Source organism: Bacillus sp. EB106-02-03-XG38 (genome assembly GCF_058792175.1).
In genome coordinates, this window is record NZ_JBYTED010000008.1 from 147361 (window position 1) to 170912 (window position 23552).

The following is a 23552-nucleotide window of genomic DNA, read 5'->3' on the forward strand; positions in this document are numbered from 1 at the left end:
AGTTATTAATTTGCACAATACTTTAGGGATATATTCTTTTCATAAAAAAACAGCTGCTAGCATTTAGCCAGCAGCTGGGTAACTTATAAATAACTTAGAAAATAAATCATCTGTTGTTTCCGTAATTTTATCAAACAGATCACTTTCTTCCGCTTCTTGCTCTTTTAACATCTTAATTGTTTCACGTGCATCTTCAGGGTAATCGGTAATGATACCATCTACGTTTAATTTATAATATCCCTTTAAACTTTCCATATCATTTACTGTCCATACGTAAATTGGCTTATTTAACTTCCTTGCTTCTTTTACTAACTTCTTGTTTAACATATATTCTTCTGCTACGTAAAAATCAGCTTTCACATTTTTTAAATTAGCTCTACTTGCATACAGTATATATCCGACTTTTATATCTGAATTTGCACGCTTAAACTCTTTAATAAGCGGGTAATGTAACGTTTGAATGACACATTGTTTCTCAAATTCATTATCTTTAATCGCTTTTAATACTTTGTTTACGAAATCTTTTTCGCCACCGTGAAGCTTCACTTCAATATTAAGCTTGATTTTCCCCTTTGCCAGCTTAATGATTTCATCAAGTGTACTTATTTGTCCTGAAAACCCATCTTGACTAAGGGTAAGCTGTCTTAACTCGTCCATCGTTAAATCTGACACATGAACATTGGCATTAGCAAGACGTTTTAGCTTCAAATCATGTATAACTGCTAGTTCACCATCTTTCGTTTGCAGTACATCAATTTCAGCATAATCTGCTTTCGCATCAATAGCTCCCTGCACAGCTTCTTTCGTATTCTCTACACCTTTTGAAATATAACCACGATGAGCCATAATAATCGGTTCTTTATATGTGTTTGTAATAAAGGTCACAATAAAGGCAACTACCATTCCCGCCGTAATAATTCCTACAATATATACACCAATAAATTTCCAACGATGTTTTTGGAAGAAGCATTTATCTGCTTTTGTTTTCGAATAATCTAATCCTTCTTCTAATAAAACATCTTCGACCGGAACCTTTTGTAAATACAATCTTGTTAACGCCATAATATAGAACGGCGTCATAATAAAGCTAAATAGATACAATGTACTTGTTAAGAAGACTGAAATAGTTGACTCTGCTAGTAGTGCAAATGTCCCTTCGGGGTTTGTAAATTCATATACTCCCCACAGACAAAGCAAATAAATTCCTACACATAAAAGAAAGACGATTCCTACAGATATGAAAAAACCTACTAAAAAGAACAATACTTTAAAGAAGCTTTCTTTTACTAAGTTTGCGCTTTTGCGTGCTGCCGTGCGGAACGGCTTCTCCTCTAAAACGATAATAGGTAAAACAAAAATCCAACGAAGATTTAAATAGGCAACTACAGCAAAGAAAGTATAATACCCAACTTGCCCCATCGTTGTCTTAAATAGTTCACCTGTAATAAAATTAGGAATTTGGATCTCTGGAATCAATGCAGATTTATATCCCATACTTAATAGTGGTAATAGTACAACTGCATACAAAACAAATCCAGGTAAGCAATATGTAAACAGGGAAGGTAAATACGTTACTGTTTTATACAGAATTGGACGTAATCTCACCTTTTGCCTTTTATGAGCGAAGTACGAAATGATAATAAGTACTGCAAACTCTGTAAAGATAAGAAACAATGCCAATATAGATAAAACTACAATCGCCAAAATCCCGTATGGCGTTTTCAAAAATGCTAATAACTCATCATTTGTTGCATTTGCATATCCACCAAAGTACAACAACTTATTGAAAATAATACCGAAAAGTGGGATAAACACAATCGCTGCTAACAATTTATAAGCAAGTTGGAATGTTAACACATTCCAAAAAGCAAATCTAACAGTTTGAAAGGAATGTCTCATTACTCCTGGTATAGATAGTCTTTTACGGTGTTGCATATATTCCTCCACATTCTAAAACGATATTTGAGATGGATTCCACATTTCCATTTCTAATCCATCCCTTTAATAATAATATATTCCGCTTAACATGAACACTCTTATACATATAACGAAAAAAGTGATGGCTACTTCCCATCACTTTTTCATTTCACTCTATTTTTTCTCTAATCCTTGTCCAAATGCTTTCAAGAAGCTAAAACCGAATGTAATGGCTCTATTTATATCTGGATCTTTTAACACTTTAAAGAAATCCATCACTTTTGTTTTTTTACCACTCTTTAATTCATCTGTTGCAAATTGCAATCCAGTGACTAAACTCGATGTGATTTGCTTCGTTACTTCTGGGTCAACTGAGGATAGCGCTTCCCCCGCTCCCATCATGTTGTTGAGTGCATTTTTAACTGGTTCACGATTTAATTGCTCCACAGCAATTTTTGAAACATCTTCCTTCGCAGCAAGTAAACTAATCGCCGCATCTAATATACCCGCCTTCTGCAACTGTGCTAAAAGCTGCATCGTTTCTTCTACTGCTTCGCGATTATTAGATAGCTCATTTAGAAGTTCATCTGCTACTTGCTGCTTCTGCTCTTCCTCTGTTACAACTTTCTTTTTTATTAACGTAATTTCTTTCGCCACTATCTCCGCCCCCTAGTCCACAAGTGATACGTATTGTTTTCTTTGCCATTTTTGCTCAATTTCAACACCATTTTGCGGATTACGCTTTTTATCTCGCGGGTTTGAAGATGGTAACGGACGATTTCCTTTTTCACGTAATACACGCATTTTCACCATCGTTTGTTTATACGCCGGTGTACACGTATACAGATCTGTTGCCGTCCCAGTTAAAATATTAATCGCTTCTTCATTTATCGTTGCATGCATCGGTAAATATAGTTCTTTCCCCGTTACACGATCAGTAATAAGCGCTTGTACTTTAATTTTTCCAAATGGTGATGCTAATTCTACAAGCCCACCATCTTTCACATTGCGCTCTAAGGCAAGCTCAGGTGAAATTTCAACGAATACTTCAGATACTTTAGATAAAATACCAGCTGATTTATTCGTCATATTCCCTTCATGGAAATGTTCTAGCATACGTCCATTATTTAAAAGTAAATCATACTCATCTGGCGCTACAACCGGTGGCACCCATTCATCTAATGATAAACGAGCAAGCTTATCTGGGAAGTTAAATCCGTCTACATATAATAACGGTGTATCACTACCATCATGACTACCCCAACATAAACTATTCCACCCTTCTAGACGGTCGTACGTTGCTTGAGAGTATAACGGTGCAAGTGACGCGATTTCGTCCATAATTTCACTTGGACTTTCATAATTCCAATCCCCGCCTAGTGCACGAGCAACTTTTTGTAAAATCCACCAGTCTGGTTTTGAATCACCTAGTGGTTTCAATACTTCATATAATCTTTGAATACGGCGCTCTGTATTCGTAAACGTTCCTTCTTTTTCTAAGCTTGGTGCTGCTGGTAAAATAACATCAGCAAAACGTGCTGTTTTTGATAGGAACATATCTTGCACAACGAGGAAGTCTAAATTCGATAAAATATGTTGCACATGGTTCACATTAGAATCGACTAAAGCCATTTCTTCACCCATGACATACATACCACGTAGTTTTCCTTCTTCCGCCGCAAGTAACATTGCAATATTATTTAATCCTGGTGCTTTCGGAATTGTTGTGCCGTATGCTTTTTCAAACTTCGCACGAAGCGCATCATCTGATACTGCTTGATAACCAGGCAGCCAGTTTGGTAATGTTGCCATATCACAAGCACCTTGTACGTTATTATGCCCTCGTAATGGATATGCACCTGCACCAGGACGACGATAGTTACCCGTAACAAGCAGTAAATTTGAAATTGCTGCAGACGTTGTACTTCCTCCTGTATTTTGCGTTACACCCATTCCCCAAAGTATACAAGTGCCATCTGCTTCATATACCATACGAGCCATGTCTTTCAGATTTTCTTTTGAAATCCCCGTAATTTCTTCTGTATAATCAAGCGTATATTTTTCTAACATGTTGCTATATTCAACAAAGTTCTTCACATTTTCAGCTAAAAACTTTTTATCGTGCCAATCTTGATCAATAATATATTTCGTAATACCAGCAAGCCATACGTAATCCGTACCTTGACGCGGATGAATAAATAAATCCGCACGCTCTGCCATTTCATGTTTACGTAGGTCTGCTACAATTAGTTTTTGTTCGTGTAATTTATGCGCACGTTTTACACGCGTCGCAAGTACAGGGTGTCCTTCTGTTGGATTCGCACCAACTATAATAACAAGGCCTGCTTCAGCTATATCTTTCACTGTTCCAGCATCCCCGCCCATACCAACAGTTTTAAATAAACCGTCTGTCGCCGGAGATTGGCAATAACGGGAGCAGTTGTCCACATTATTCGTTCCATATATTTGACGAGCTAGTTTTTGCATAAGATAGTTTTCTTCATTTGTTACTTTCGAAGAAGAAATAAATCCAAATGCATCGCTGCCGTATTCAGATTTAATATGCTGCATGTTAGAAGCAACAACTTCTAATGCTTCTTCCCATGAAGCTTCAACAAACATATCTCCTTGGCGAATTAATGGCTTCGTAATGCGATCTTCACTATTTACAAAGTCCCATCCGAATTTACCTTTTACACATGTGGAAATACCATTAACCGGTGCATCTGAAACAGGTTGCACTTTTAATATATGGCGATCTTTCGTCCATACTTCAAAGGAACAACCGACACCACAAAATGTACAAACGGTTTTTGTTTTATTCACTTTCGTCTTACGCATCGCAGCCTCTACTTCTGAAACCGCTAAAATACTACTATATCCAGGCTCTACATCCTTTACAAAATCAATCATCGGATCTAACACATCTGGTTTTAATCCTGTCATGAACCCAGCTTCGCCTAACATTGATTTTTCCATTAACGCATTACACGGACATACTGTTACACACTGCCCGCAACTTACACAAGATGAGTCATTTATACTTACACCATGATCCCATATAACACGTGGACGATCTAAGTTCCAGTCTATCGATATAGTTTCATTAACCTGTAAGTTTTGACATACTTCTACACACTGTCCACAAGCAATACATTGATTTGGATCATATCGATAAAATGGATGTGACATATCCACTTCACAAGCACTTACTTTCGGCTCATACGGATATTTCTGTTCTTCAATTCCCATCATATGTACTGTGTTATGGACTTTACAGTTACCATTATTGTTATCACAAACAGTACAATACAATAAATGATTCTCTAATATTCGATCCATTGCCTCAGTTTGTGCCTCTTTTGCACGCTGAGACTGTCTTTCAATATGCATGCCGTTCTCGAGTTTCGTTGAACAAGCACGCATTAACTTTCCATTCACTTCTACAATACACGTATCACAAGTTTGAATTGGATCTACTTCTGGTACGTGACAAATTTGAGGATGTTCCAAATTACTCTCGTTAAATAATTGTAGTATCGTCTTGTCACCCGATGCGGCAAATTCTTTACCATCCACGGTTACACGGACTGTCTGTTCTGCCATAGTTTCCCCTCTCCTTACAACCAACTGTACAAAATACGATTATGAATCCGTTTTCAAAATTACATTACTGTACATATTTTTGAAACGCTCTGCCCAAATACTTTTCTTATGAAGTCGATTCTAGATGTTATAAGGTATAACTACGAAAGCTTGAAAATATTACTATTCTACAGTTCTATTATATCGTACATATACAATAATAACCAAAATAATCTGTGATCTTCTTGCTAATAGGTGTTTTTATTTTCCCCATTGTTTTATGATAAATATGGGAGAGAAATACATTTAAAAGGGGAATTTAATATGGGGCCTACGCAAGAGACTTATACAGTTGTACGCTATCAATCTGGTACATTTTCAAAACAACTTGATGAGATTGTTACAGAATCTCCTATTACTATTAAATTAAATGGTGCAGAGTATGTAACAGTCGTATGCACACCAAATTACATCGAAGATATGGTAATTGGTTTTTTAATTTCTGAAGGAATTATTTCTTCCTATAAAGATATTGAAGAAATATGGGTTCAAAAAGATAACGGAATTGTCCATGTAACCTCATCAAAAGTAAACCCACTCTATCAAAATTTATATAATAAACGATACATCACTTCTTGCTGCGGAAAAGGTAGACAAGGTTTTATTTTCGTAAACGATGCGGCAAAAGCAAAAGATTTACATGATATACATGTGAAAATTACTCCTGAAGAATGCTTTCACTTAATGAATACGTTACAACAATCTTCCACTACCTTTCACCAAACCGGCGGTGTTCACAATACCGCACTATGCGATCGAAACAATATCCTCCTATCAAGAATGGATATTGGAAGACATAATGCATTAGATAAAATATATGGCCACTGTTTGCGCAACGATATATCCGTTAAAGGAAAAATCATTGCATTTAGCGGGCGTATTTCATCCGAAATTTTACTCAAAGTTTCAAAAATCGGATGTGAAATTGTTCTATCTAAATCCGCTCCAACAAAACTAGCATTGCAACTCGCTCACGATTTAGGCATTACAGTCGTAGGATTTATTAGAAATGACTCTTGTAATATTTACACGCATCCACATCGAATTGATGGTTATCAATCGAATAACTAAAATAACTCCTCAATCGAGGAGTTATTTTAGTTATGAAAATGTAATATATTAAACACTTGAATAGTTAATAAAGTTAATATATAATTTCATTACATATTAAAAAACAAAACATTGTAGCATATATCTTTTCATTCTTTTACAAATTAAAAGAGACTGCTCACAAAACACATACACAATCTTATAAAAGGTTCACTTTATTTGAAATCAACCAAGGAGGTTACAACTATGGAAATTCGCTTATTAACGACAGAGGACGCAGAAATATATTTAAAAGTTTGTATGGAAGGTTTAACGAAGAACCCGGAAGCTTTTAGCTCTTCTTATGAAGATGTTCTTAAACATGAGGATCCTGTAGCTGCTATGGCAAAACGATTAAGCAATCCGGATAAGTATACTCTAGGTGTCTTCAAAGATAACGATTTAATCGGCATTGCTACTTTAGAAACAAAGCCTTTCATTAAACAAGAACATAAAGCAAAAATCGGTTCCGTTTTTGTTTCCCCTAAAGCACGTGGCCTTGGAGCAGGACGAGCTCTTATTAAAGCAATTATTGAAAATGCCGATAAATTACATGTAGAACAACTTATGCTCGATGTTGTAGTTGGTAACGATGCAGCAAAAAAATTATATGAGTCATTAGGTTTCCAAACTTACGGCGTACAAGAGCGTTCATTAAAACATAACGGTCAATATTGGGACGAAGAACACATGGTTCTGTTCTTAAATGATTAATACTTCAATATAAAATGAAACTTTACTCACTAGGAGAGTTTTCCAAAAGCATCTTTTTATTAAGAAAGATGCTTTTTTCATTACAACAATGTAATCTTCATGTCACCTTTATCGATCGTACCAAACCTTTCCATTCATTATACTAAAAATATAAAGTGAAACTTTACTCAGTGGGGAGCTACATCCCACGCTAATCGCATGTACTTGATATGTAGAGGAGAATGTGACATGAAACAAAACAAACGAGCTATGCTTTTAATATTTACTACAGCAATTGTAACTTCTGGATTAGCAATTTTACCTTGGTTTATTATATAAAAATATTCCCCCTAACAACGAAAAAAGCTTATTGCTTCTTAAGAAGCAATAAGCTTTTTTTATATTATAAAATCCCCAAAATTTTATTTACACAACTTATAATAATAACCATAGATACGGCAACGCACATGACAACCGTATTACGATCTTGCTTTTCTTTTTTTGAAATTTCTTCTTTTGGATTCATGTGTATGATCTCCTTTTAAAAAAAGTGTGAGATAGGAAATTTTTCTTATCCGATGCGAGGTGAATACGAAAACCCTCTCTATCTCACATACACAATAGAATGGAATTGTCATTTTATAAATAAAATGACATGACGTTATGTCGCAACATAGGGTATTTTGTGTCGCTACGTTTTCTATTATAAAAAATAGTTGTGCAAAACTAGTGCATTTTTTATGTCAATTACTCTGAGCGAGAAATAACTCTTCCACTCAATCACATAAAAAGAGTTTTTTATTATTTTCATGTAAACTATACAAATAGAATGAACAGTTTGGGGTGCACAAGATTATGGTAAAAATTTTATTAGTAGACGATGAAGAACGTATGTTACGATTATTAGATCTGTTCTTAAGTCCTCGTGGCTATTTTTGTATGAAAGCTACCTCTGGCCTTGAAGCACTAAAGTTAATAGAACAAAAAGACTTCGATATTATTTTGTTAGATGTAATGATGCCGAATATGGATGGATGGGATACTTGTTATCAAATCCGTCAAATTTCCAACGTTCCAATCATTATGCTAACAGCTCGTAATCAAAACTACGATATGGTTAAGGGTCTTACTATGGGCGCAGATGACTATATTACAAAACCATTTGATGAGCATGTATTAGTTGCACGAATTGAGGCTATATTACGCCGTACAAAGAAGGATGGATTCGTTAGCTTCAATGGTATTGAGTGGGATAAAACGAAACATACCGTCACAGTATATGATGAAAAAATCTCACTAACTCCTATCGAGTTTTCGTTGCTTGGACTATTTTTACAAAATACAAACCGTGCTTATAGCCGAGATGATTTAATTGAAAAAATTTGGGGTTATGAAACAGACATTGAATATAGAACAATCGATTCACATATTCGCAATATCCGTGATAAACTACGCAAAAAAGGATTTCCAGTTGAAAATTACTTAGAAACTGTCTATAAAGTCGGATATAAATGGAAAAGTGAATAATTATTTCGGTCAGTGAGCAATAGTATATCACTGACCCTTTATATGAAATAAGGTATGGTGAGAAAATGAGTAAACTTTCACTTAAAATTGGGACATACTTTTTAATATTAGCTTTATGTATCGAAACAATTGCTTTCGTATCTTTTTACAAAAGCATTTCAACAATGCGGATTGAGGAAGAAACACTTGCTCTTTTAGAAAAAGGTAATCGCTATAGTAACAAAATTACAAGACGTTCCAAGTGGAGTACACATGCTCAAGAAAAGACAAACATCGAACGTGCTGAATACAATAAAAATCCTAACCGTCCTATATACCCAGAGTTCGATATCGCGGATGAGGCTGAACACTTAGTTGAATCAGAATCAATTGCTAACTCTGATATAGCTATCATTATAACGGACAATAATGGAAAAATCATTTCCACTTCAGAACCTGTAACAAAAACTATGCAAAAACAACTTACTTGTAAAACAGAACAAATCCCCCAAAATGGATTAATCGTCGAGAAGAACTGGAAAAAATCAAAATTCATCACAACGGTAAGCCCAATTAATACAAGAGAGTTTCAAGGAAAATTATATATGTTATTAAAAACATCTTTCTTAGAAAATATGTTACTTAAACTCATGAACCAATTTCTTATCATTAGTGTTTTGACAGTTATTTTAACAACTATTTCTGTCTTTGTTTTTTCTCGTGTTATTACAGAACCGCTTATAAAAATGAAGAGGGCAACAGAAAAAATGTCAAAATTAAATAAACCAATTCAATTAGGTATTAAACGGAATGATGAACTTGGAAGCTTAGCAAAAACGATTGAAGATTTGTCCAGTGAACTGACTTATATGAAAAAAGAAAGAAACGAGTTTCTCGCTAGTGTTGCTCATGAATTATTAACCCCATTAACCTATATGAAAGGTTATGCGAAAGTGGCAAAGAGAGACTCTTTAACGAAAGAAGAGCGTGAAGAATACTTGCAAATCATTGAGGATGAAACAGATAGTGTAACCGATCTCGTTCAAGATTTATTTATGCTTGTACAATTAGAACAACACCAGTTTGTTATAAAAAAACAAAAAGTGCTTCTTAGATCTTTTTTAGAGCGAATGGTTGAAAAAACAAAAACAACATTAACGAATAAGCAAATGCAACTCCATGTATATTGTAAAGATGATTTAGAAGTTTGCATAGACGAAAGACGTATGGAACAAGTTATGTTAAATTTATTACACAATGCTTATCAACATTCGCTAGAAAACACCACTATTACAATACGCGTACTCACAGAAACAAATTCTTTTACAATAAGTGTACAAGATGAAGGTGAAGGTATTCCTGAAGAAGATATCCCGCATATTTTCGATCGTTTTTATCGTGTTGATAAATCCAGAACGAGAGCTACTGGAGGAAAAGGTATCGGGCTAGCTGTTGCGAAAGAAATTGTGGAATTGCATAACGGTTCCATTCTAGTAACAAGTAAATTAGGCGTAGGAACAAACTTTATAATCGAGCTACCTTTTGAATAATATGTGTGTGAAAACACCAGTAGTAGTAAACACTACTGGTGTTATTTTGTTCATAAAATCAGCTCATATAAGCTAAGCTTTTGAAATTATTCTTATTTCAATATAAAATAAAGGTACATTTGCAAAGATTTGGAGGGTGATATAATTGGATATCCATGTATTAACAAAAGACGAAGCGGAAATTTACTTAGAACTTCGTGTAGAAGGATTAAAGCAAAACCCTGAAGCTTTCAGCTCTTCTTATGAAGATATTATTAATAAAGAGTGCGCGATTGAATATAAAGCACAAAAATTAGCACAAGATGAAAACTATACGCTAGGTGCATTTAAAGATGGAAAATTAATCGGGGTTGCGACACTGGAAACGAAACCATATGTAAAACAAGAACATAAAGCTAAAATCGGTTCTGTATATGTGTCTCCAAAAGCACGCGGACTTGGAGCAGGAAAAGCACTTATTAAAGAATGTCTTGAACTTGCTAAATCTTTAGAAGTAGAACAAGTTATGCTTGATGTTGTTGTTGGCAACGATGGAGCAAAAAAACTTTATGAATCATTAGGATTTAAAACATTCGGTGTGCAAGAACGTTCATTAAAATATAACGGACAATATTGGGACGAAGAGCATATGGTCTTATTCTTAGATGAAAATAAATAATAAAAAACATCCTCTCGTGTATGAGGATGTTTTTTTATTTTTTTCGAAACCACGCCGTATTTAATAGTTGAATCGCTTGCGCAATTTCTTCTTCTGATAAAATCGCAAATCCAAGTAAAACTACATTTTCAGGTGCAGTACCGTCTTTATAGTATGTAGAAACAGGATATATTTTAATACTATATTTTGCTGCTTCTTGAATTAGTTCCTCTTCTCGCATTCCATTATGCACTTTTAATAAAATGTGCAATCCCGAATCTTCTCCTATCACTTCAAGACGATTAGAGAAATACTTTTCTATTTCAAAGACGAGTCGATCCCTCTTTTTCCGGTAGACGACACGCATTTTATGAATATGTTTTTCCCAATAGCCTTCATTTAAAAACTTTCTAATCACTTCTTGGTCCATTCTTGAAACACTTTGTGTATAAAACAAATATTCCTTTTGATATTTTCGAATTAAATTTTTCGGTAATACTATATAGCTCATCCGTAATGAGGGCAACAAGGCTTTTGAGAGCGTCCCCATATAAATAACTTTCCCATCTGTATCTAAACCTTGTAGTGCCGGAATTGGCTTTCCTGAATAACGAAATTCACTATCGTAATCATCTTCAATAATATACCTGTCTTCTTCTTTCTTTGCCCATTGTAAAAGCTGCGTCCTTCTCGTAATAGGCATAATCATTCCATATGGAAACTGATGAGAAGGAGTTACAAAGACAACATTTGCATTGCTATTTTCTAAATCTGCCATACAAATTCCGTCTCTATCTAAAGACAACATTTGAACCTTCTTCTCTCCCTGTTCAAAAACGACCATTTTCCTATGATAACCTGGGTTTTCAACTGCATAATTACTTCCCTTCAACATTTGAAAAAGTAACTTCACTAATACTTGTGTTCCCGCTCCTAATACAATTTGACTAGCTGAGCAACGCACACCTCTAGATTCATACAAATAGCTCGCAATTTCCTCCCTTAAGCTCAATTCTCCTTGAGGGTGTCCAAGAAAAAGCAACTCATTATTATGTGGCTGCCATACATCATTTATAAGCTTGCGGTACGTATTGAACGGAAACGTATTCGTATCAACTCCTGTTTGGGTGAAATCAAATGTATAGTTTTCCTCCCTAAACGGAACCTCTTCTACTTTCGCTTCACTTCCTTCTACATAAATCATTTGTTCAACTTTACATACAAAATAACCTTTTCTCGATGCCGACTCAATATAACCTTCTGCAAGTAATTGCTCGTAAGCCGCTTCTACTGTATTCTTACTCACTTGTAAATAGCTCGCCAGCTTTCTTTTTGCAGGTAATTTTGTAAAAGCCGGAATCGTTCCATCTTTAACTTCTTTTTTTATATACTCATACAATTGCACGTACAATGCCTTTTTACTATTCATATTTAAATTAGGCGTTAATTCTAACATAATATCTGACCCCTTAATAAAACTAAAATCTGATACTTTTTACAGTACCAGAAGTTATATATAATTCCTTGTATCATGTCACACATAAAAAATCAAATACTCGAGAGGGGATGCATGATCATGAACAACAATAGACGGATGGGACTCATTATGATTATTACAGGAGCCACCTTATGGGGATTATCTGGTCCGATGATTCAGTGGCTATTTCAACATACTAACGTATCATCAATTGATTTTTTAACAATTCGCTTGTTGCTTGCGGGAATATTTATTTTATCTTTCTTACTTATAAAGAAACAAAACATATTTCAAATTTGGAAACATCCTAGACATTCTATACAACTTATTATTTTCTCTATCCTCGGCATGCTCGGTGCGCAATACGCCTTTATTGAAACAGTTCATATTAGTAACGCGGTTACAGCGACATTATTTCAATTTCTTGGCCCTGTCCTTATTACCATTTATGTCGCATTTGGACAAAAAAAATTCCCAGCGGCTATGCAACTGCTCGCAATTATAACGGCACTAACGGGAACATACTTTATTATTACAAATGGGTCCATTGAAAATATTGTTTTATCGAAAGAAGCCATTATTTTTGGGCTATTAACAGCAATTGGATTTGCATTTTATACCCTTCATCCAGCCTCTCTTATTAAAGCATGCGGAACAACTGTAGTAATTGGCTGGGGGATGTTAATCGGTGGCATCACTCTGCTTATTTGTAATCGCTCGTTTGAATGGGATCAGCTTTCACAAACTTTTACACTAAAAACTTTTTCTATGCTTATACTTATCATCATAAGTGGCACTCTTTCTTTCCTCCTTTATATCGGTAGTCTGAAATATTTAGCAGCAACAGAAACGAGCATTTTATCTAGCATTGAACCACTTGTAGCTGCCATCGTTTCAATCGCTTGGCTAAATGAATCCTTTGGAGCCTATCAATTATTAGGCGGCGTATGTATCGTTCTTTCTGTTATCTTCTTAACGATGCCGCAAAAAGAGAATCCACCTTCCTTTTCAACTGAACAAATATAGAAAATGTCAAAAGAGGTCGTACAAAACTTACGACCTCTTTTTATACTTTAAAGGAATTGTCCCGCTTTCTAGCAAATACAATTACACTAACAATAAAAATTAGGAGTGTGGCACCATGAAAAAAATCGGAACTATGCTACTTTTCTCCTTTCTCATCGCTGGATGCTCGCAAGCTCAACCCGATTCCGAAGTACCCAAAAAAGAAGCCATCTCAACATCATCCAATCAAGTTAATGCACCTTCCTTCTTTCATCTTAGTGTTTTAAAAGATGTGAATTGGGAAGAAGCTCCATCCTTCGTAGATGGAAAAATACCTTTAAAAGGCATCGAAGGAAAAATCGCAATGGCTGATACCTCTATTATCTCAAATGAACAAAATGAAATAATGTGGTACTTTTTAGATTCTGAAAGACCAACTGGAAAACTCTCTATTATTGCACTAAAACAAGGGTCAGTAACACCAACACCAGTCCTCTTTCAACAAGAAAATTCCAAACAAACTTGGACTGCTTCAAATGCAATAGATTCTACTACAAACGAAATCCCTCTCACTATATCGCTACCTTCATCTGGATTATGGTTATTAAATCTATATATGAATGAAAGATATTATGATCAATTTGTAATTACTGCTGAGTAAAGTGACAGAACTAAAGTAGTTTCTTACAACAATGTAATTTCTACGTCATATACTTCGATAGTTGAAATCTCACTCTTCTCTTATACTTAAAGTAAGAAATGACACGAGGAGAGATGAGAGATGAAAAAAATGATAGAAGTGATTGTAGCAGTAACTGAGGTTTTAGTAAATGGTAAACAAGTTGCAATGGAATTAAATAAATAATGAGGAAACATAAATAAATAATGTTACACTTCTTCATTATTTTGATTTCTTATCTCAAAAAAGCAGTGCCTTTTTAGGCACTGCTTTTAGCTATTAATAACTTGGCGTTTCTGTAATTCGTGCCACACCTGAATCAATGGCTGCTTTCGCTACTGCTTCTGCAACACTTGGAACAACTCTTTTATCTAATGGATTTGGGATTACATAATTCGCATTACGTTCTTCGTCCGTAATGATGTTAGCGATCCCATATGCTGCCGCTAATTTCATTTCTTCTGTAATATCAGTCGCGCGCACATCTAACGCACCGCGGAATATTCCTGGAAACGCCAATACATTATTGACTTGATTCGCATAATCCGAACGCCCAGTTCCAACAACAGCTGCCCCAGCCTCTAATGCATCCTCAGGGAAAATTTCTGGAATTGGATTCGCCATTGCAAACACAATTGCTTTCTCATCCATCGTCTTTACAAGCTCTTTCGTTAGTACATTAGGGGCAGATACACCGATAAAGATATCAGCTTGATGAATTGCTTCTTTTAACGTTCCACGCACATGTTCTCGATTTGTCTTTTTTGAAACCTCAATTTGCGCTTCATTCATCCATGCTTCCCCTTCACAAACAATACCTTCTAAGCTAACTAACGTAATGTGCTTTGCACCAGCCTTTAATAATAATTTTCCAATTGCAATTCCTGCCGAACCAGCACCGTTAATAACAATTTTCACATGATCCATTTGTTTGCTAACAACTTTTAATGCATTAATAACAGCTGCTAAAACGACAATAGCCGTTCCATGTTGATCATCATGGAACACAGGAATACTTGTTTCTTCTTTTAATCGTTTTTCAATTTCAAAACAGCGTGGTGCCGCAATGTCTTCTAAGTTAATTCCTGCAAACGTAGGCTCTAAATTTTTCACAAGGGTAACGATTTCATCCACATCAGTCGTACCTAAACATAATGGGAAAGCATCTACATTCGCAAATTTCTTAAATAAAATACTCTTCCCTTCCATAACAGGCATAGCTGCTTTCGGTCCAATGTTCCCTAAACCAAGTACCGCTGTTCCATCTGAGACAACTGCCACCATATTACCGCGTGCTGTATAGTCATACACTGTTTCTTCATCTGCTGCAATTGCTTTGCAAGACTCCGCTACACCTGGTGTATATGTCAGACTTAGATCATCCGCTGAGTTTACTTCTACTTTACTTGTAATTTCAATTTTTCCTACTAATTCTTTATGCAATAACAATGATCTTTCATTAATTTGATTTTCTAACATACTTATAATCTCCCCTTAATTTGACAAGCTAGCTATATGAATATAGCTAGCTTGTTTGATCATGAAAACATTTTTAATAAAATTGTCGCTGTTACAACCATTGCTGCCCCGCCTAAACGAGTCGAAATTTGCGCAAACGGCATTAATTCCATTCGATTTGAAGCTGATAAAATAGCAACATCTCCAGTTCCACCTAAACCACTATGACATCCAGTTACAATTGCTGATTCAACCGGATACATTTTCATCACTTTCCCTACAAGGAAACCTGACGCTACCATTGTAAGAACAACTGATGCGCACACGACAACATATCCTACTGAAAGAACTGCTGCTACGTCTTTTAGCGGAATATATAGCAATCCTAGTCCAACCATTAACGGCCAAGTTAAATTCTTCGAAATGAATTTATATAGATGGAATGCTCCTTGCTCCATTTTTGCTGGCATTAATTTAAAGTATTTCACAAGTGCTGCTGAGAAAATCATAATGATCGCCCCAGGAATACCGATGAACTTAGAAGCAAATCCTCCGAAGATGAAGAACGTACACGCAATTAATAAACCTGCTCCCATTAATGAGAAGTCAATTGGTTTCTCTGTATTTTGTTCTTTTAATAATTCTGCTTGATTGTCTGTTTTCACTAATACACCGTTACCACTAAGCTCCGGTTTCTTCTCACCTAAACGCTTCATATACCCTGCACTTACAATTGCGAACATATTTCCAATAATAGCTGCTGGAATAAGCTGTGATACAAACGTTGCTGATGATTCATTTAAAATATCACTATAAGCTAGCGACAATGGTAAAATCCCTTCCCCGATACCACCACTCACAATTGGTACGATGATAAAGAAGAATGTTTGCTTCATTTCAAATCCAAATAGTGAACCAACCAATAATCCTACTACTACAGAAGCTAACGTCCCTACCACTAAAGGTATAAACATACGAACGAAACCTTGCACTAATACTTTACGATTCATTCCTAAAATACTTCCGACTACTAAACAAGAAATATATAAATATAAAAAGTTCGATTTTTTCATTAACATAGTCGCAGCTTCCATTGAAGCTGGATTCATCCAGTTAAAAAATACAAGTAATGATGGAATAAATAACGAAAGTATTGCTGGACCACCGATATTTTTTAAAATTGGAATTCTCATCCCAATGTCTCCTAAGAAAATACCCATGATCATAATAACTGCAAATCCACCAATCATATCTGCTGGCAATTTATTATATACAGATGCCCCATAAATAATAGCAGCCAATACTACATATAACGGTAAAGGTATAACACCGATTTTCACATTCATAATTTTAGAAGCGAAAGATTCTCTTTGTACTTCATTTCCTCTAGAAAATGATACCGCTTCCACATCCTTTTGAATTCCCATATGGCACCCCCTTGTTTTCTTAATAACAATATTAAAACGCTTTCAATAGTAAAAATAGTTTTTGTAAGTTTTGTAATTGATTTTGTAATTAAAAAAAGTATAAGCGACTTAAAATAAGTCGCTTATACGTAAAACTCTATTTTATTTTGGTCAATACATCTTAATTTACTCACCGGTCTCCCTACATGTTGATACACCATTTCGTTTTCTAACACTCCAATTTCAGTCAAAAACATTACATACTTTCGAATAGAAACCCTTGAAACACCAACTAATTGCGCCATTTCCTCTGTTGTAAATGCTTGTCCATTTAGCGACTCGATCTTCTGCCAAATTAATTGCATCGTTTGCTTCGTTAATCCTTTCGGAAGCTCTTTAGTGACAGTAGGTTCTCTTTTTTCTTTTTGCAAAATTAACGAATCTAATTCCGATTGACTAATTTTTTGTTGTTCTTTCATGAAAGTAAGTTTTTCTCGATATATAGTTAACGCCTCTTTAAATCGTTCAAATGTAAATGGCTTAATTAAATAATCTACTACGCCATATTGTAATGCTTTTTTAATACTCCCCATATCATGTACAGCTGAAATCATCATAATATCGATTTCTTTTTCTTGGTTCCGAATATACATTAAAAGCTCAAATCCAGTCTCTTCAGGCATAAAAATATCAAGTAATACTAAATCTACTCTTGATTCCTCTAATACTTCTATCGCCGATTTTACCGAATTAACTGCTTGAACAAGTTCAAACCCTCCTACTTGCTCTAAATAATGCGTATTTAACATTGCTACCATCGGGTCATCTTCTACAATTAAAACTTTAATCATATTTGCCTCTCATCCCTACCTTTAGGTATTTCAATTGTTATCGTTGTTCCCTTTCCTACTAATGAATACACATGAATTTCCCCATTTATTCGCTGTATACTTTCTGTTACAAGATACAAACCATAACCACGGTTATCTCCCTTTGTGGAATAACCTTTCGTAAATAATGCCCCTATTTCTTCTTCTTGTATACCTTTTCCCGTATCTTGTACTGTAATAATTAGTGTATCCCCATATTGTATCTCAACTTCAACTTGCTTCTTTTCACAATTCGCCACTGCCTCTAATGCATTATCAATTAAATTTCCGACAATCGTAATCAGTTCATGAGTAATACTTTCATCCTCTATTTCTGGCATGTAAGAATCTTCACTTATAATTAATTTTATATTCTTCTCTCTAGCATAGCTAAGTTTCCCGAGTAAAAAACCAGCAAATACTGGACTTTTTATTCTTTTCATAATCCCACCAATTTCATATTGATGCTCTGATACCATACCGCTTATATATTTCTGTAACTCTTCATACTGCTTCATGTGTGTAAGCCCTAATACGACATGCATTTTATTCATAAATTCATGCGATTGTGCCCGTAATGCTTCCGCATATAACCTAATACCAGTTAATTCTTCTGCTAATTTTCTAATCTCTGTTTTATCACGAAATGTTGCAATCGCACCAACTATTTCTCCTTTTACATATAAAGGAACACGATTCGTCACAATCGTAATTCCATAAATATTTTGTTCTTCGTTTAATTGTACTTCTCCCGTTTGTAATACTTCTTTTATACGTGAATTAGGCATATACAACTCAACATCTTTACCAATAAAATCTTCTTCAAGACCACTTTTCTTAAACAATCGTTTTGCCTCATTATTTATTAAAGTTACATTGGCCTCTTTATCTACAGCAATAATACCTTCCTTTACAGATTGTAACATCGTATTTCTTTCTTCAAGAATTTTCGCTATCCTGTGAGGTTCAAGACCGAATAAACTTTTCTTTATATGTCTAGCTAGCAATATTGCTCCTATAATTCCGACTAGTACTCCAACTCCGACACCAATATAAATGATATGTCTACTTTCCTTAACTCTCTCTTTTACATTATCTGCTGAAATACCAACGGCCACCGCTCCAAGTTGTTCACCTGTTTCAGAAAATACAGGTACAAACACTCGCATTGAAATACCTAAAGTCCCTTCTGCCAGCGATACATGTTCCTTTCCTTTCAATGCAGGCCCTTCATCTCCCCCAATAAAATGATGACCTATTTTTTGAGGATTTGGATGTGACTTTCTTATTCCATTCATGTCCATAACTACAATAAATTGAACACCTGTGTTTTTTAATATTCTATTTGTATACGTTTGGATTGCAGCAGTATCCGCTTTCCCAATTAAACCATCGATTACAATCGAATCATTCGCCACAATGTGTGCAATTGTTTTTGCTTTCTCTGCTTGGCTATCCTCCGTTGTCCGTTCTACATTATGACTAATTAATATATCTGTCACAAGTAAAGAAAAAATTACAACTGTACAAACTAACAATGTAATCGTTTTCCATAAATTCCATAGTCTTTTTCTTTTTTTCATCCCGTTAATGACTCCCCTAATTGCTGAATAGAAAAATAAGTAAGGTGATATTATTTTCACCTTACTTATCTGCTGTTATTATACTTTAAATTTACTAGTCATCGCTTGTAGTTCTTCGGCCATCTCAGCTAAATTTTGTGAAGCTGAACCAATTTCTTCCATTGAATTCATTTGTTCTTCTGTTGAAGCAGCAACACTTTGTATACTAGCTGTATTCTCTTCTGCAGCCGCTGCAATTTCATCAATAGCATTTGTCACTTCATTTGCATCTCCAGCAATTCTCTTCGTTGTTTCTACCATTTGATTCACTTGAGAAACAATATGTGTAGTAGAACTTAAAATTTCCTTAAAACTTACTTTCGTTTTTGTTACAACATCAAGGCCTTGTTGGACTTCCCCATTCACATTATCCATCGCCTTAACAGTATGTTCAATATCAGCCTTAATTTCTGCAATTAAATTTGCAATCTCTCCAGATGATTCTCCGGACTGCTCCGCTAATTTTCTAACTTCATCTGCTACAATAGCGAACCCTCGGCCCTGCTCACCTGCTCTTGCTGCTTCAATAGCCGCATTTAAAGCTAAAAGGTTCGTTTGAGTAGCGATATTTTGAATTGCTTCAGAAATAGCCCCTACCTGCTTAGATTTCTCATCAAGAAGTTTAATAATGGCATCTGACTCGGATACCGACCTAGAAATAGACTGCATTTGTTTTGCTGTTTGTTCAACCAATTCCTCCCCTTCTTCAGCTCTTTCTCTCGCATGCAATGAGGAGATAGAAATTGATTCTGCACTTCCAGTTACATCTTGAATTGCTGTATTTACTTGTTGTAATGTAGCCGCACCTTCTTCAACACCTTGACTTTGTGATTCAGCCCCACCTGATACTTGTTCCATTGCAATTGTAATTTGATCTGTCGCATCATTTGCTTGCTGTACGCTCGCTGTTAACTCTTCAGCCGATGCAGCGACATGTTCTGCTGAAAAACTAATTTGAGTAATCACATCTTGTAAAGAGGCAGACATTTCATTAAAGGAATTCCCTAATTTCCCTATGTCATCCTTGGAATGGATTGTAATTTTCTCTGTTAAATCTCCCTTACTAATTTTATGTGCCGAGTCAGCTATTTTTCTTAATGGTCTTGTAATAGATTTTGTAATGAAATAAATTAATACACTACCAAATACAATAGCGATAGCAATAACAATAAAAGTCTTATAAAATACTGGATTCGCAGCTTGGGTAATTTCTTCATCAAACATAACTCCAACTACTTTCCAGCCCGTTTTCTCATTTGTTGCAAAGATTAAATTCTTTTTATCATCTTGTTCTGTATAAGAGACATTTCCTTGTTTTTCTTCATAAATCGGTTTAATCCAAGGGTCAGTAACTTTTGCACCTGGTTTTCTAGATGGATGACTAACAATTTGCTTATTTTGATCTAAAATAACTGCATAACCTTTTTCACCAATGTTAATCATTTTGGAAATTTTCAAGATGTTATCTAGATTTAAGTTAATTCCTATAACACCTTTACCATCTTTTACTTCTTTTGCAATTGTCACTACCATATTTTTTGTAGATGCTGATTGATATGGTGCAGTAACAATTACTTTCCCTTTATTTTCATGTGCTTCTTTATACCAAGATCTATCTGTTGGATTATACCCATCATCCATTTTGATAAATGGTTCTCTTATAAACTTTCCTGTCTGCGTTCCAATATAAATACCTTCTACTTCTGGATGAAGTTTTATATATTGCGCTAACTTTGTTCTTACTATTTCTTCTTGTCCGTTTGGATATGTATCCTCTGTTAAGATGTCTGCAAAGTATGCTGCATCAACAAATTTCTCTTCTATATTTTGAGAAATAACAGTATTTAAAATCGAAATGTTTTCCTTTGCTTTACCTGTGATTTGTTGTTCAAAATTTGTTTTGGCAGTTTGATATGAAACACCACCGATAATAAGTCCTGGTATAGTTAAAATTAGAAAAAATGAAATGATTAATTTTTTCTTGATACTCATACATTTAACCCAGTTAAATATTTTTCGCATAATAAGCCTCCTTTATGTAATGTGAGTACTTGTGTAATTTTATACAAATAACATATATAAAACAATATATAATGATAACATGTAATTTTTTTGTCAATTATGCATTTTTACATATTCACTACTTCTAAAGATTTAAGCATAAAAAATAAGAGAACTTCAGCTTATTATATATGCTGAAGTTCTCTTATTTCGTAACAAAAAGCCCCCACAAAAACTCCTCTTACAATTCCTTACATCCCTTTCCTTACTAATTGCTTTTCACATAACTAATCGCCTGACTCCCCATTTGCATCCATGCCTTTTCAAAACTTTCTCTCGGTACTTTTACATCTAAACTTTCATTAAGAGGATCTCGAATATATACAAATTCCTTATCATATCCAATAAGCACTACACAATGTTCATTATACGTAATAGAAACATCTCCACTATTTGTTTCCCATGTAGTAAATTCATCTTCATCTAACGGCGCGAATGTTGCATTTGTAATCATGACTACCGGTTGCTCTAATTTTACACTCTTATAAAGCTCTTCTATACTCTTCCCTGTTAAGTCCACAGCTTTGTTAGGTAAATACTTTTTCGCTAATTGAAAAAGTGGTCCATGATATACACCATATCCTGATTCAGAAAAGGTATAAATATTTCCTACAAATCCTTCATTCGGATTCCCACGTACACCATCGTTCATAAAATCAACTTTCTTTATTTCGTTTGCTAATTTCATCTTATCCACTGTAATACCTGCGTATTGTAACATCATCGCTAAGCTCGTCACTTCGCAGCCTCTATCTAGCTCTGGTAATTGCTGAATCAAAGGTACATTTGATAAGATGACCTTTTCATCATTATTACTAAACCCCGCTTCTTTTCCGCTTCGTATATGGAAGAATGTTAACTTCTCCACATACTTTGTAATTCCATTTGTATATACATTCCACGCTACTATAGCTAGTAATACCATACATATATACCACTTCCATCTCCGTATCACTCTCACGCCCTTTTTAGTTCGTTAAATAAGAATAAAACGCGTCAGCATCCGTGCGAATCACCGGTACAAAATTTAGTTCTTTTCCTTTTTCAGGTTGATCTTTTTTTATTTTTTCGGCTAATTCTTGAACGTTCATATTCGTTTTATCCATATTAAGCTCATCTGCCATTTGTAATACTTTTTGCTCATTAATTTCTTTTAATACTTGATATATATCTTTACCATACAAATCAATATGATATTTTTTTGCTTCTTCCTGTACTTTTTGTTCATACACTTCTTGTGCTAACGTTTCTATCTCTTTTCCTTTTTGGGAAATACCTAACTTCCCTGCTTCCTCTCTTACTTTCGTTCCATAGATTTCTTCCTCAATGTCCTCTATTTCTTTTCCATTTGTCAAAATGCCCAATTTATCCGCTTCATCGTTAATTTTAATCGTATTAATTTGATTAATTAAATTTACAATCGTTGTATTCTCTATAGATATGCCTAGCTTTAACGCTTCTTGCTTTATTTTTGTTTCATAGATTTCTTCTGAAAGAGTTCCAACGTCTTTTCCTTCAATCGAAATTCCTAACTGTTCTGCTTCCCTTCCTACTTCCGTCTCATGGATTTCTTTTTCTAGCGTGATTTGTTCTTTCCCTTCCGTTTCAATCCCTAGATTCTCCGCCTTTTCTTCGGTATGTACCGCATGTATCTTCCCATTATTTAATTGTTCTTTGCTGCGCTGCTTGTAATCTGTCTTTCCTTTTGATGTTTCAGAAGGAGAGGCACCCCCTAATATACTTAAACTCATTACTCCAATAGTGAATACCGTCATCATTTTCTTTTTCAAAATTAATTCCTCCCTCTTACACTTTCTTTTCCATCATTCCCTATACATAATCGAAATAACGTTATGATCGATATAATCTACTCAAATACCTTTTTATAATCGCTTCTTCATACGGCGAACTTTCTGTATATCATACATGTTATAAATA

General features: G+C 34.8%; 19 protein-coding genes and 1 pseudogene. 7 read left to right on the forward strand and 13 right to left on the reverse strand.

Annotated features, from left to right (window positions below):
- Window positions 1–63 precede the first annotated feature (63 nt).
- The 3 genes from AC3WTI_RS25880 to fdhF all read right to left on the reverse strand — a co-directional run bounded on the left by AC3WTI_RS25880 (window position 64) and on the right by fdhF (window position 5523).
- Window positions 64–1935 carry a glycerophosphoryl diester phosphodiesterase membrane domain-containing protein gene (locus AC3WTI_RS25880; RefSeq protein ID WP_087955464.1) on the reverse strand — a complete coding sequence of 624 codons (1872 nt, stop codon included), beginning with the start codon at window positions 1933–1935 and terminating at the stop codon, window positions 64–66.
- A gap of 156 nt (window positions 1936–2091) precedes the next feature.
- Entirely contained in the window at window positions 2092–2574 is a 483-nt protein-coding gene (locus tag AC3WTI_RS25885) for a helical membrane plugin domain-containing protein (RefSeq protein WP_001040528.1), read from the reverse strand.
- Between the two features lie 12 nt (window positions 2575–2586).
- The gene (gene fdhF, locus AC3WTI_RS25890) at window positions 2587–5523 is read right to left on the reverse strand and encodes a formate dehydrogenase subunit alpha (protein ID WP_087955465.1); all 2937 of its coding nucleotides are present in this window, start codon (window positions 5521–5523) and stop codon (window positions 2587–2589) included.
- A 303-nt stretch (window positions 5524–5826) separates the two neighbouring features.
- Between fdhF and fdhD the strand changes: the two genes are divergently transcribed.
- A complete protein-coding gene (gene fdhD, locus AC3WTI_RS25895; protein WP_087955466.1) occupies window positions 5827–6633 on the forward strand; it encodes a formate dehydrogenase accessory sulfurtransferase FdhD in 807 nt (268 codons plus the stop codon).
- 225 nt (window positions 6634–6858) lie between these two features.
- On the forward strand, window positions 6859–7365 hold the full coding sequence (locus tag AC3WTI_RS25900) for a GNAT family N-acetyltransferase (RefSeq protein ID WP_000405875.1): 507 nt from the start codon (window positions 6859–6861) through the stop codon (window positions 7363–7365).
- Window positions 7366–7747: 382 nt separating this feature from the next.
- Here the strand turns inward: AC3WTI_RS25900 and AC3WTI_RS25905 are convergent, their stop codons facing one another.
- Window positions 7748–7870 (reverse strand): hypothetical protein, encoded by a 123-nt coding sequence (locus AC3WTI_RS25905; protein WP_001068392.1) that lies wholly within the window; start codon window positions 7868–7870, stop codon window positions 7748–7750.
- Window positions 7871–8199: 329 nt separating this feature from the next.
- Here AC3WTI_RS25905 and AC3WTI_RS25910 point away from each other — a divergent pair, with 329 nt between their 5' ends.
- The 3 genes from AC3WTI_RS25910 to AC3WTI_RS25920 all read left to right on the forward strand — a co-directional run bounded on the left by AC3WTI_RS25910 (window position 8200) and on the right by AC3WTI_RS25920 (window position 11058).
- Complete coding sequence (locus AC3WTI_RS25910) at window positions 8200–8871, forward strand: response regulator transcription factor (RefSeq protein WP_000238949.1); 672 nt, start codon at window positions 8200–8202, stop codon at window positions 8869–8871.
- A 65-nt stretch (window positions 8872–8936) separates the two neighbouring features.
- Entirely contained in the window at window positions 8937–10400 is a 1464-nt protein-coding gene (locus tag AC3WTI_RS25915; protein ID WP_087955467.1) for a HAMP domain-containing sensor histidine kinase, read from the forward strand.
- Between the two features lie 145 nt (window positions 10401–10545).
- Window positions 10546–11058, forward strand: coding sequence for a GNAT family N-acetyltransferase (locus AC3WTI_RS25920; RefSeq protein ID WP_000351212.1), 513 nt, complete (start codon window positions 10546–10548; stop codon window positions 11056–11058).
- Window positions 11059–11092: 34 nt separating this feature from the next.
- On the opposite strand, the gene pdxR is transcribed toward AC3WTI_RS25920, so the two are convergent.
- The gene (gene pdxR, locus AC3WTI_RS25925) at window positions 11093–12493 is read right to left on the reverse strand and encodes a MocR-like pyridoxine biosynthesis transcription factor PdxR (RefSeq protein ID WP_097840611.1); all 1401 of its coding nucleotides are present in this window, start codon (window positions 12491–12493) and stop codon (window positions 11093–11095) included.
- Window positions 12494–12613: 120 nt separating this feature from the next.
- On the opposite strand from pdxR, the gene AC3WTI_RS25930 reads away from it, so the two are divergent.
- Together AC3WTI_RS25930 and AC3WTI_RS25935 are read left to right on the forward strand one after the other, a co-directional pair.
- A complete protein-coding gene (locus tag AC3WTI_RS25930; protein WP_087955469.1) occupies window positions 12614–13540 on the forward strand; it encodes a DMT family transporter in 927 nt (308 codons plus the stop codon).
- A 115-nt stretch (window positions 13541–13655) separates the two neighbouring features.
- The gene (locus tag AC3WTI_RS25935; RefSeq protein WP_000719652.1) at window positions 13656–14180 is read left to right on the forward strand and encodes a DUF4871 domain-containing protein; all 525 of its coding nucleotides are present in this window, start codon (window positions 13656–13658) and stop codon (window positions 14178–14180) included.
- A gap of 297 nt (window positions 14181–14477) precedes the next feature.
- On the opposite strand, the gene AC3WTI_RS25940 is transcribed toward AC3WTI_RS25935, so the two are convergent.
- The 8 genes and pseudogenes from AC3WTI_RS25940 to AC3WTI_RS25975 form a co-directional block, all read right to left on the reverse strand.
- The gene (locus tag AC3WTI_RS25940) at window positions 14478–15677 is read right to left on the reverse strand and encodes an NAD(P)-dependent malic enzyme (protein ID WP_087955470.1); all 1200 of its coding nucleotides are present in this window, start codon (window positions 15675–15677) and stop codon (window positions 14478–14480) included.
- A 59-nt stretch (window positions 15678–15736) separates the two neighbouring features.
- Window positions 15737–17083 (reverse strand): 2-hydroxycarboxylate transporter family protein, encoded by a 1347-nt coding sequence (locus AC3WTI_RS25945; RefSeq protein WP_087955471.1) that lies wholly within the window; start codon window positions 17081–17083, stop codon window positions 15737–15739.
- Window positions 17084–17205: 122 nt separating this feature from the next.
- Window positions 17206–17913, reverse strand: coding sequence for a response regulator (locus tag AC3WTI_RS25950; RefSeq protein ID WP_029437405.1), 708 nt, complete (start codon window positions 17911–17913; stop codon window positions 17206–17208).
- The gene (locus tag AC3WTI_RS25955) at window positions 17910–19514 is read right to left on the reverse strand and encodes a sensor histidine kinase (protein WP_087955472.1); all 1605 of its coding nucleotides are present in this window, start codon (window positions 19512–19514) and stop codon (window positions 17910–17912) included. Before AC3WTI_RS25955 ends, AC3WTI_RS25950 begins: the two co-directional genes overlap by 4 nt.
- A gap of 78 nt (window positions 19515–19592) precedes the next feature.
- A complete protein-coding gene (locus tag AC3WTI_RS25960; RefSeq protein WP_441296275.1) occupies window positions 19593–20540 on the reverse strand; it encodes a methyl-accepting chemotaxis protein in 948 nt (315 codons plus the stop codon).
- Window positions 20532–21575, reverse strand: a pseudogene (locus AC3WTI_RS25965) (HAMP domain-containing protein); the annotation flags it as partial. The gene AC3WTI_RS25960 and the pseudogene AC3WTI_RS25965, both read right to left, overlap by 9 nt.
- 247 nt (window positions 21576–21822) lie before the next feature.
- Window positions 21823–22539: a C39 family peptidase gene (locus AC3WTI_RS25970; RefSeq protein WP_253621473.1), complete on the reverse strand. Its 717-nt coding sequence runs from the start codon at window positions 22537–22539 to the stop codon at window positions 21823–21825.
- Window positions 22540–22582: 43 nt separating this feature from the next.
- Entirely contained in the window at window positions 22583–23404 is an 822-nt protein-coding gene (locus AC3WTI_RS25975; protein ID WP_087955475.1) for a transporter, read from the reverse strand.
- Window positions 23405–23552: the final 148 nt, after the last annotated feature.

Bases quoted from the DNA above. Each gene is read 5' to 3' on its own strand.
- AC3WTI_RS25930 (WP_087955469.1), top strand. From the start codon at position 12,614: ATGAACAACAATAGACGGATGGGACTCATTATGATTATTACAGGAGCC.
- AC3WTI_RS25905 (WP_001068392.1), bottom strand. From the start codon at position 7,870: ATGAATCCAAAAGAAGAAATTTCAAAAAAAGAAAAGCAAGATCGTAAT.
- AC3WTI_RS25940 (WP_087955470.1), bottom strand. From the start codon at position 15,677: ATGTTAGAAAATCAAATTAATGAAAGATCATTGTTATTGCATAAAGAA.
- AC3WTI_RS25910 (WP_000238949.1), top strand. From the start codon at position 8,200: ATGGTAAAAATTTTATTAGTAGACGATGAAGAACGTATGTTACGATTA.
- AC3WTI_RS25900 (WP_000405875.1), top strand. From the start codon at position 6,859: ATGGAAATTCGCTTATTAACGACAGAGGACGCAGAAATATATTTAAAA.
- AC3WTI_RS25915 (WP_087955467.1), top strand. From the start codon at position 8,937: ATGAGTAAACTTTCACTTAAAATTGGGACATACTTTTTAATATTAGCT.
- pdxR (WP_097840611.1), bottom strand. From the start codon at position 12,493: ATGTTAGAATTAACGCCTAATTTAAATATGAATAGTAAAAAGGCATTG.
- fdhD (WP_087955466.1), top strand. From the start codon at position 5,827: ATGGGGCCTACGCAAGAGACTTATACAGTTGTACGCTATCAATCTGGT.
- AC3WTI_RS25950 (WP_029437405.1), bottom strand. From the start codon at position 17,913: ATGATTAAAGTTTTAATTGTAGAAGATGACCCGATGGTAGCAATGTTA.
- AC3WTI_RS25960 (WP_441296275.1), bottom strand. From the start codon at position 20,540: ATGTCTGCCTCTTTACAAGATGTGATTACTCAAATTAGTTTTTCAGCA.
- AC3WTI_RS25945 (WP_087955471.1), bottom strand. From the start codon at position 17,083: ATGGGAATTCAAAAGGATGTGGAAGCGGTATCATTTTCTAGAGGAAAT.
- AC3WTI_RS25880 (WP_087955464.1), bottom strand. From the start codon at position 1,935: ATGCAACACCGTAAAAGACTATCTATACCAGGAGTAATGAGACATTCC.
- AC3WTI_RS25935 (WP_000719652.1), top strand. From the start codon at position 13,656: ATGAAAAAAATCGGAACTATGCTACTTTTCTCCTTTCTCATCGCTGGA.
- fdhF (WP_087955465.1), bottom strand. From the start codon at position 5,523: ATGGCAGAACAGACAGTCCGTGTAACCGTGGATGGTAAAGAATTTGCC.
- AC3WTI_RS25970 (WP_253621473.1), bottom strand. From the start codon at position 22,539: ATGGTATTACTAGCTATAGTAGCGTGGAATGTATATACAAATGGAATT.
- AC3WTI_RS25955 (WP_087955472.1), bottom strand. From the start codon at position 19,514: ATGAAAAAAAGAAAAAGACTATGGAATTTATGGAAAACGATTACATTG.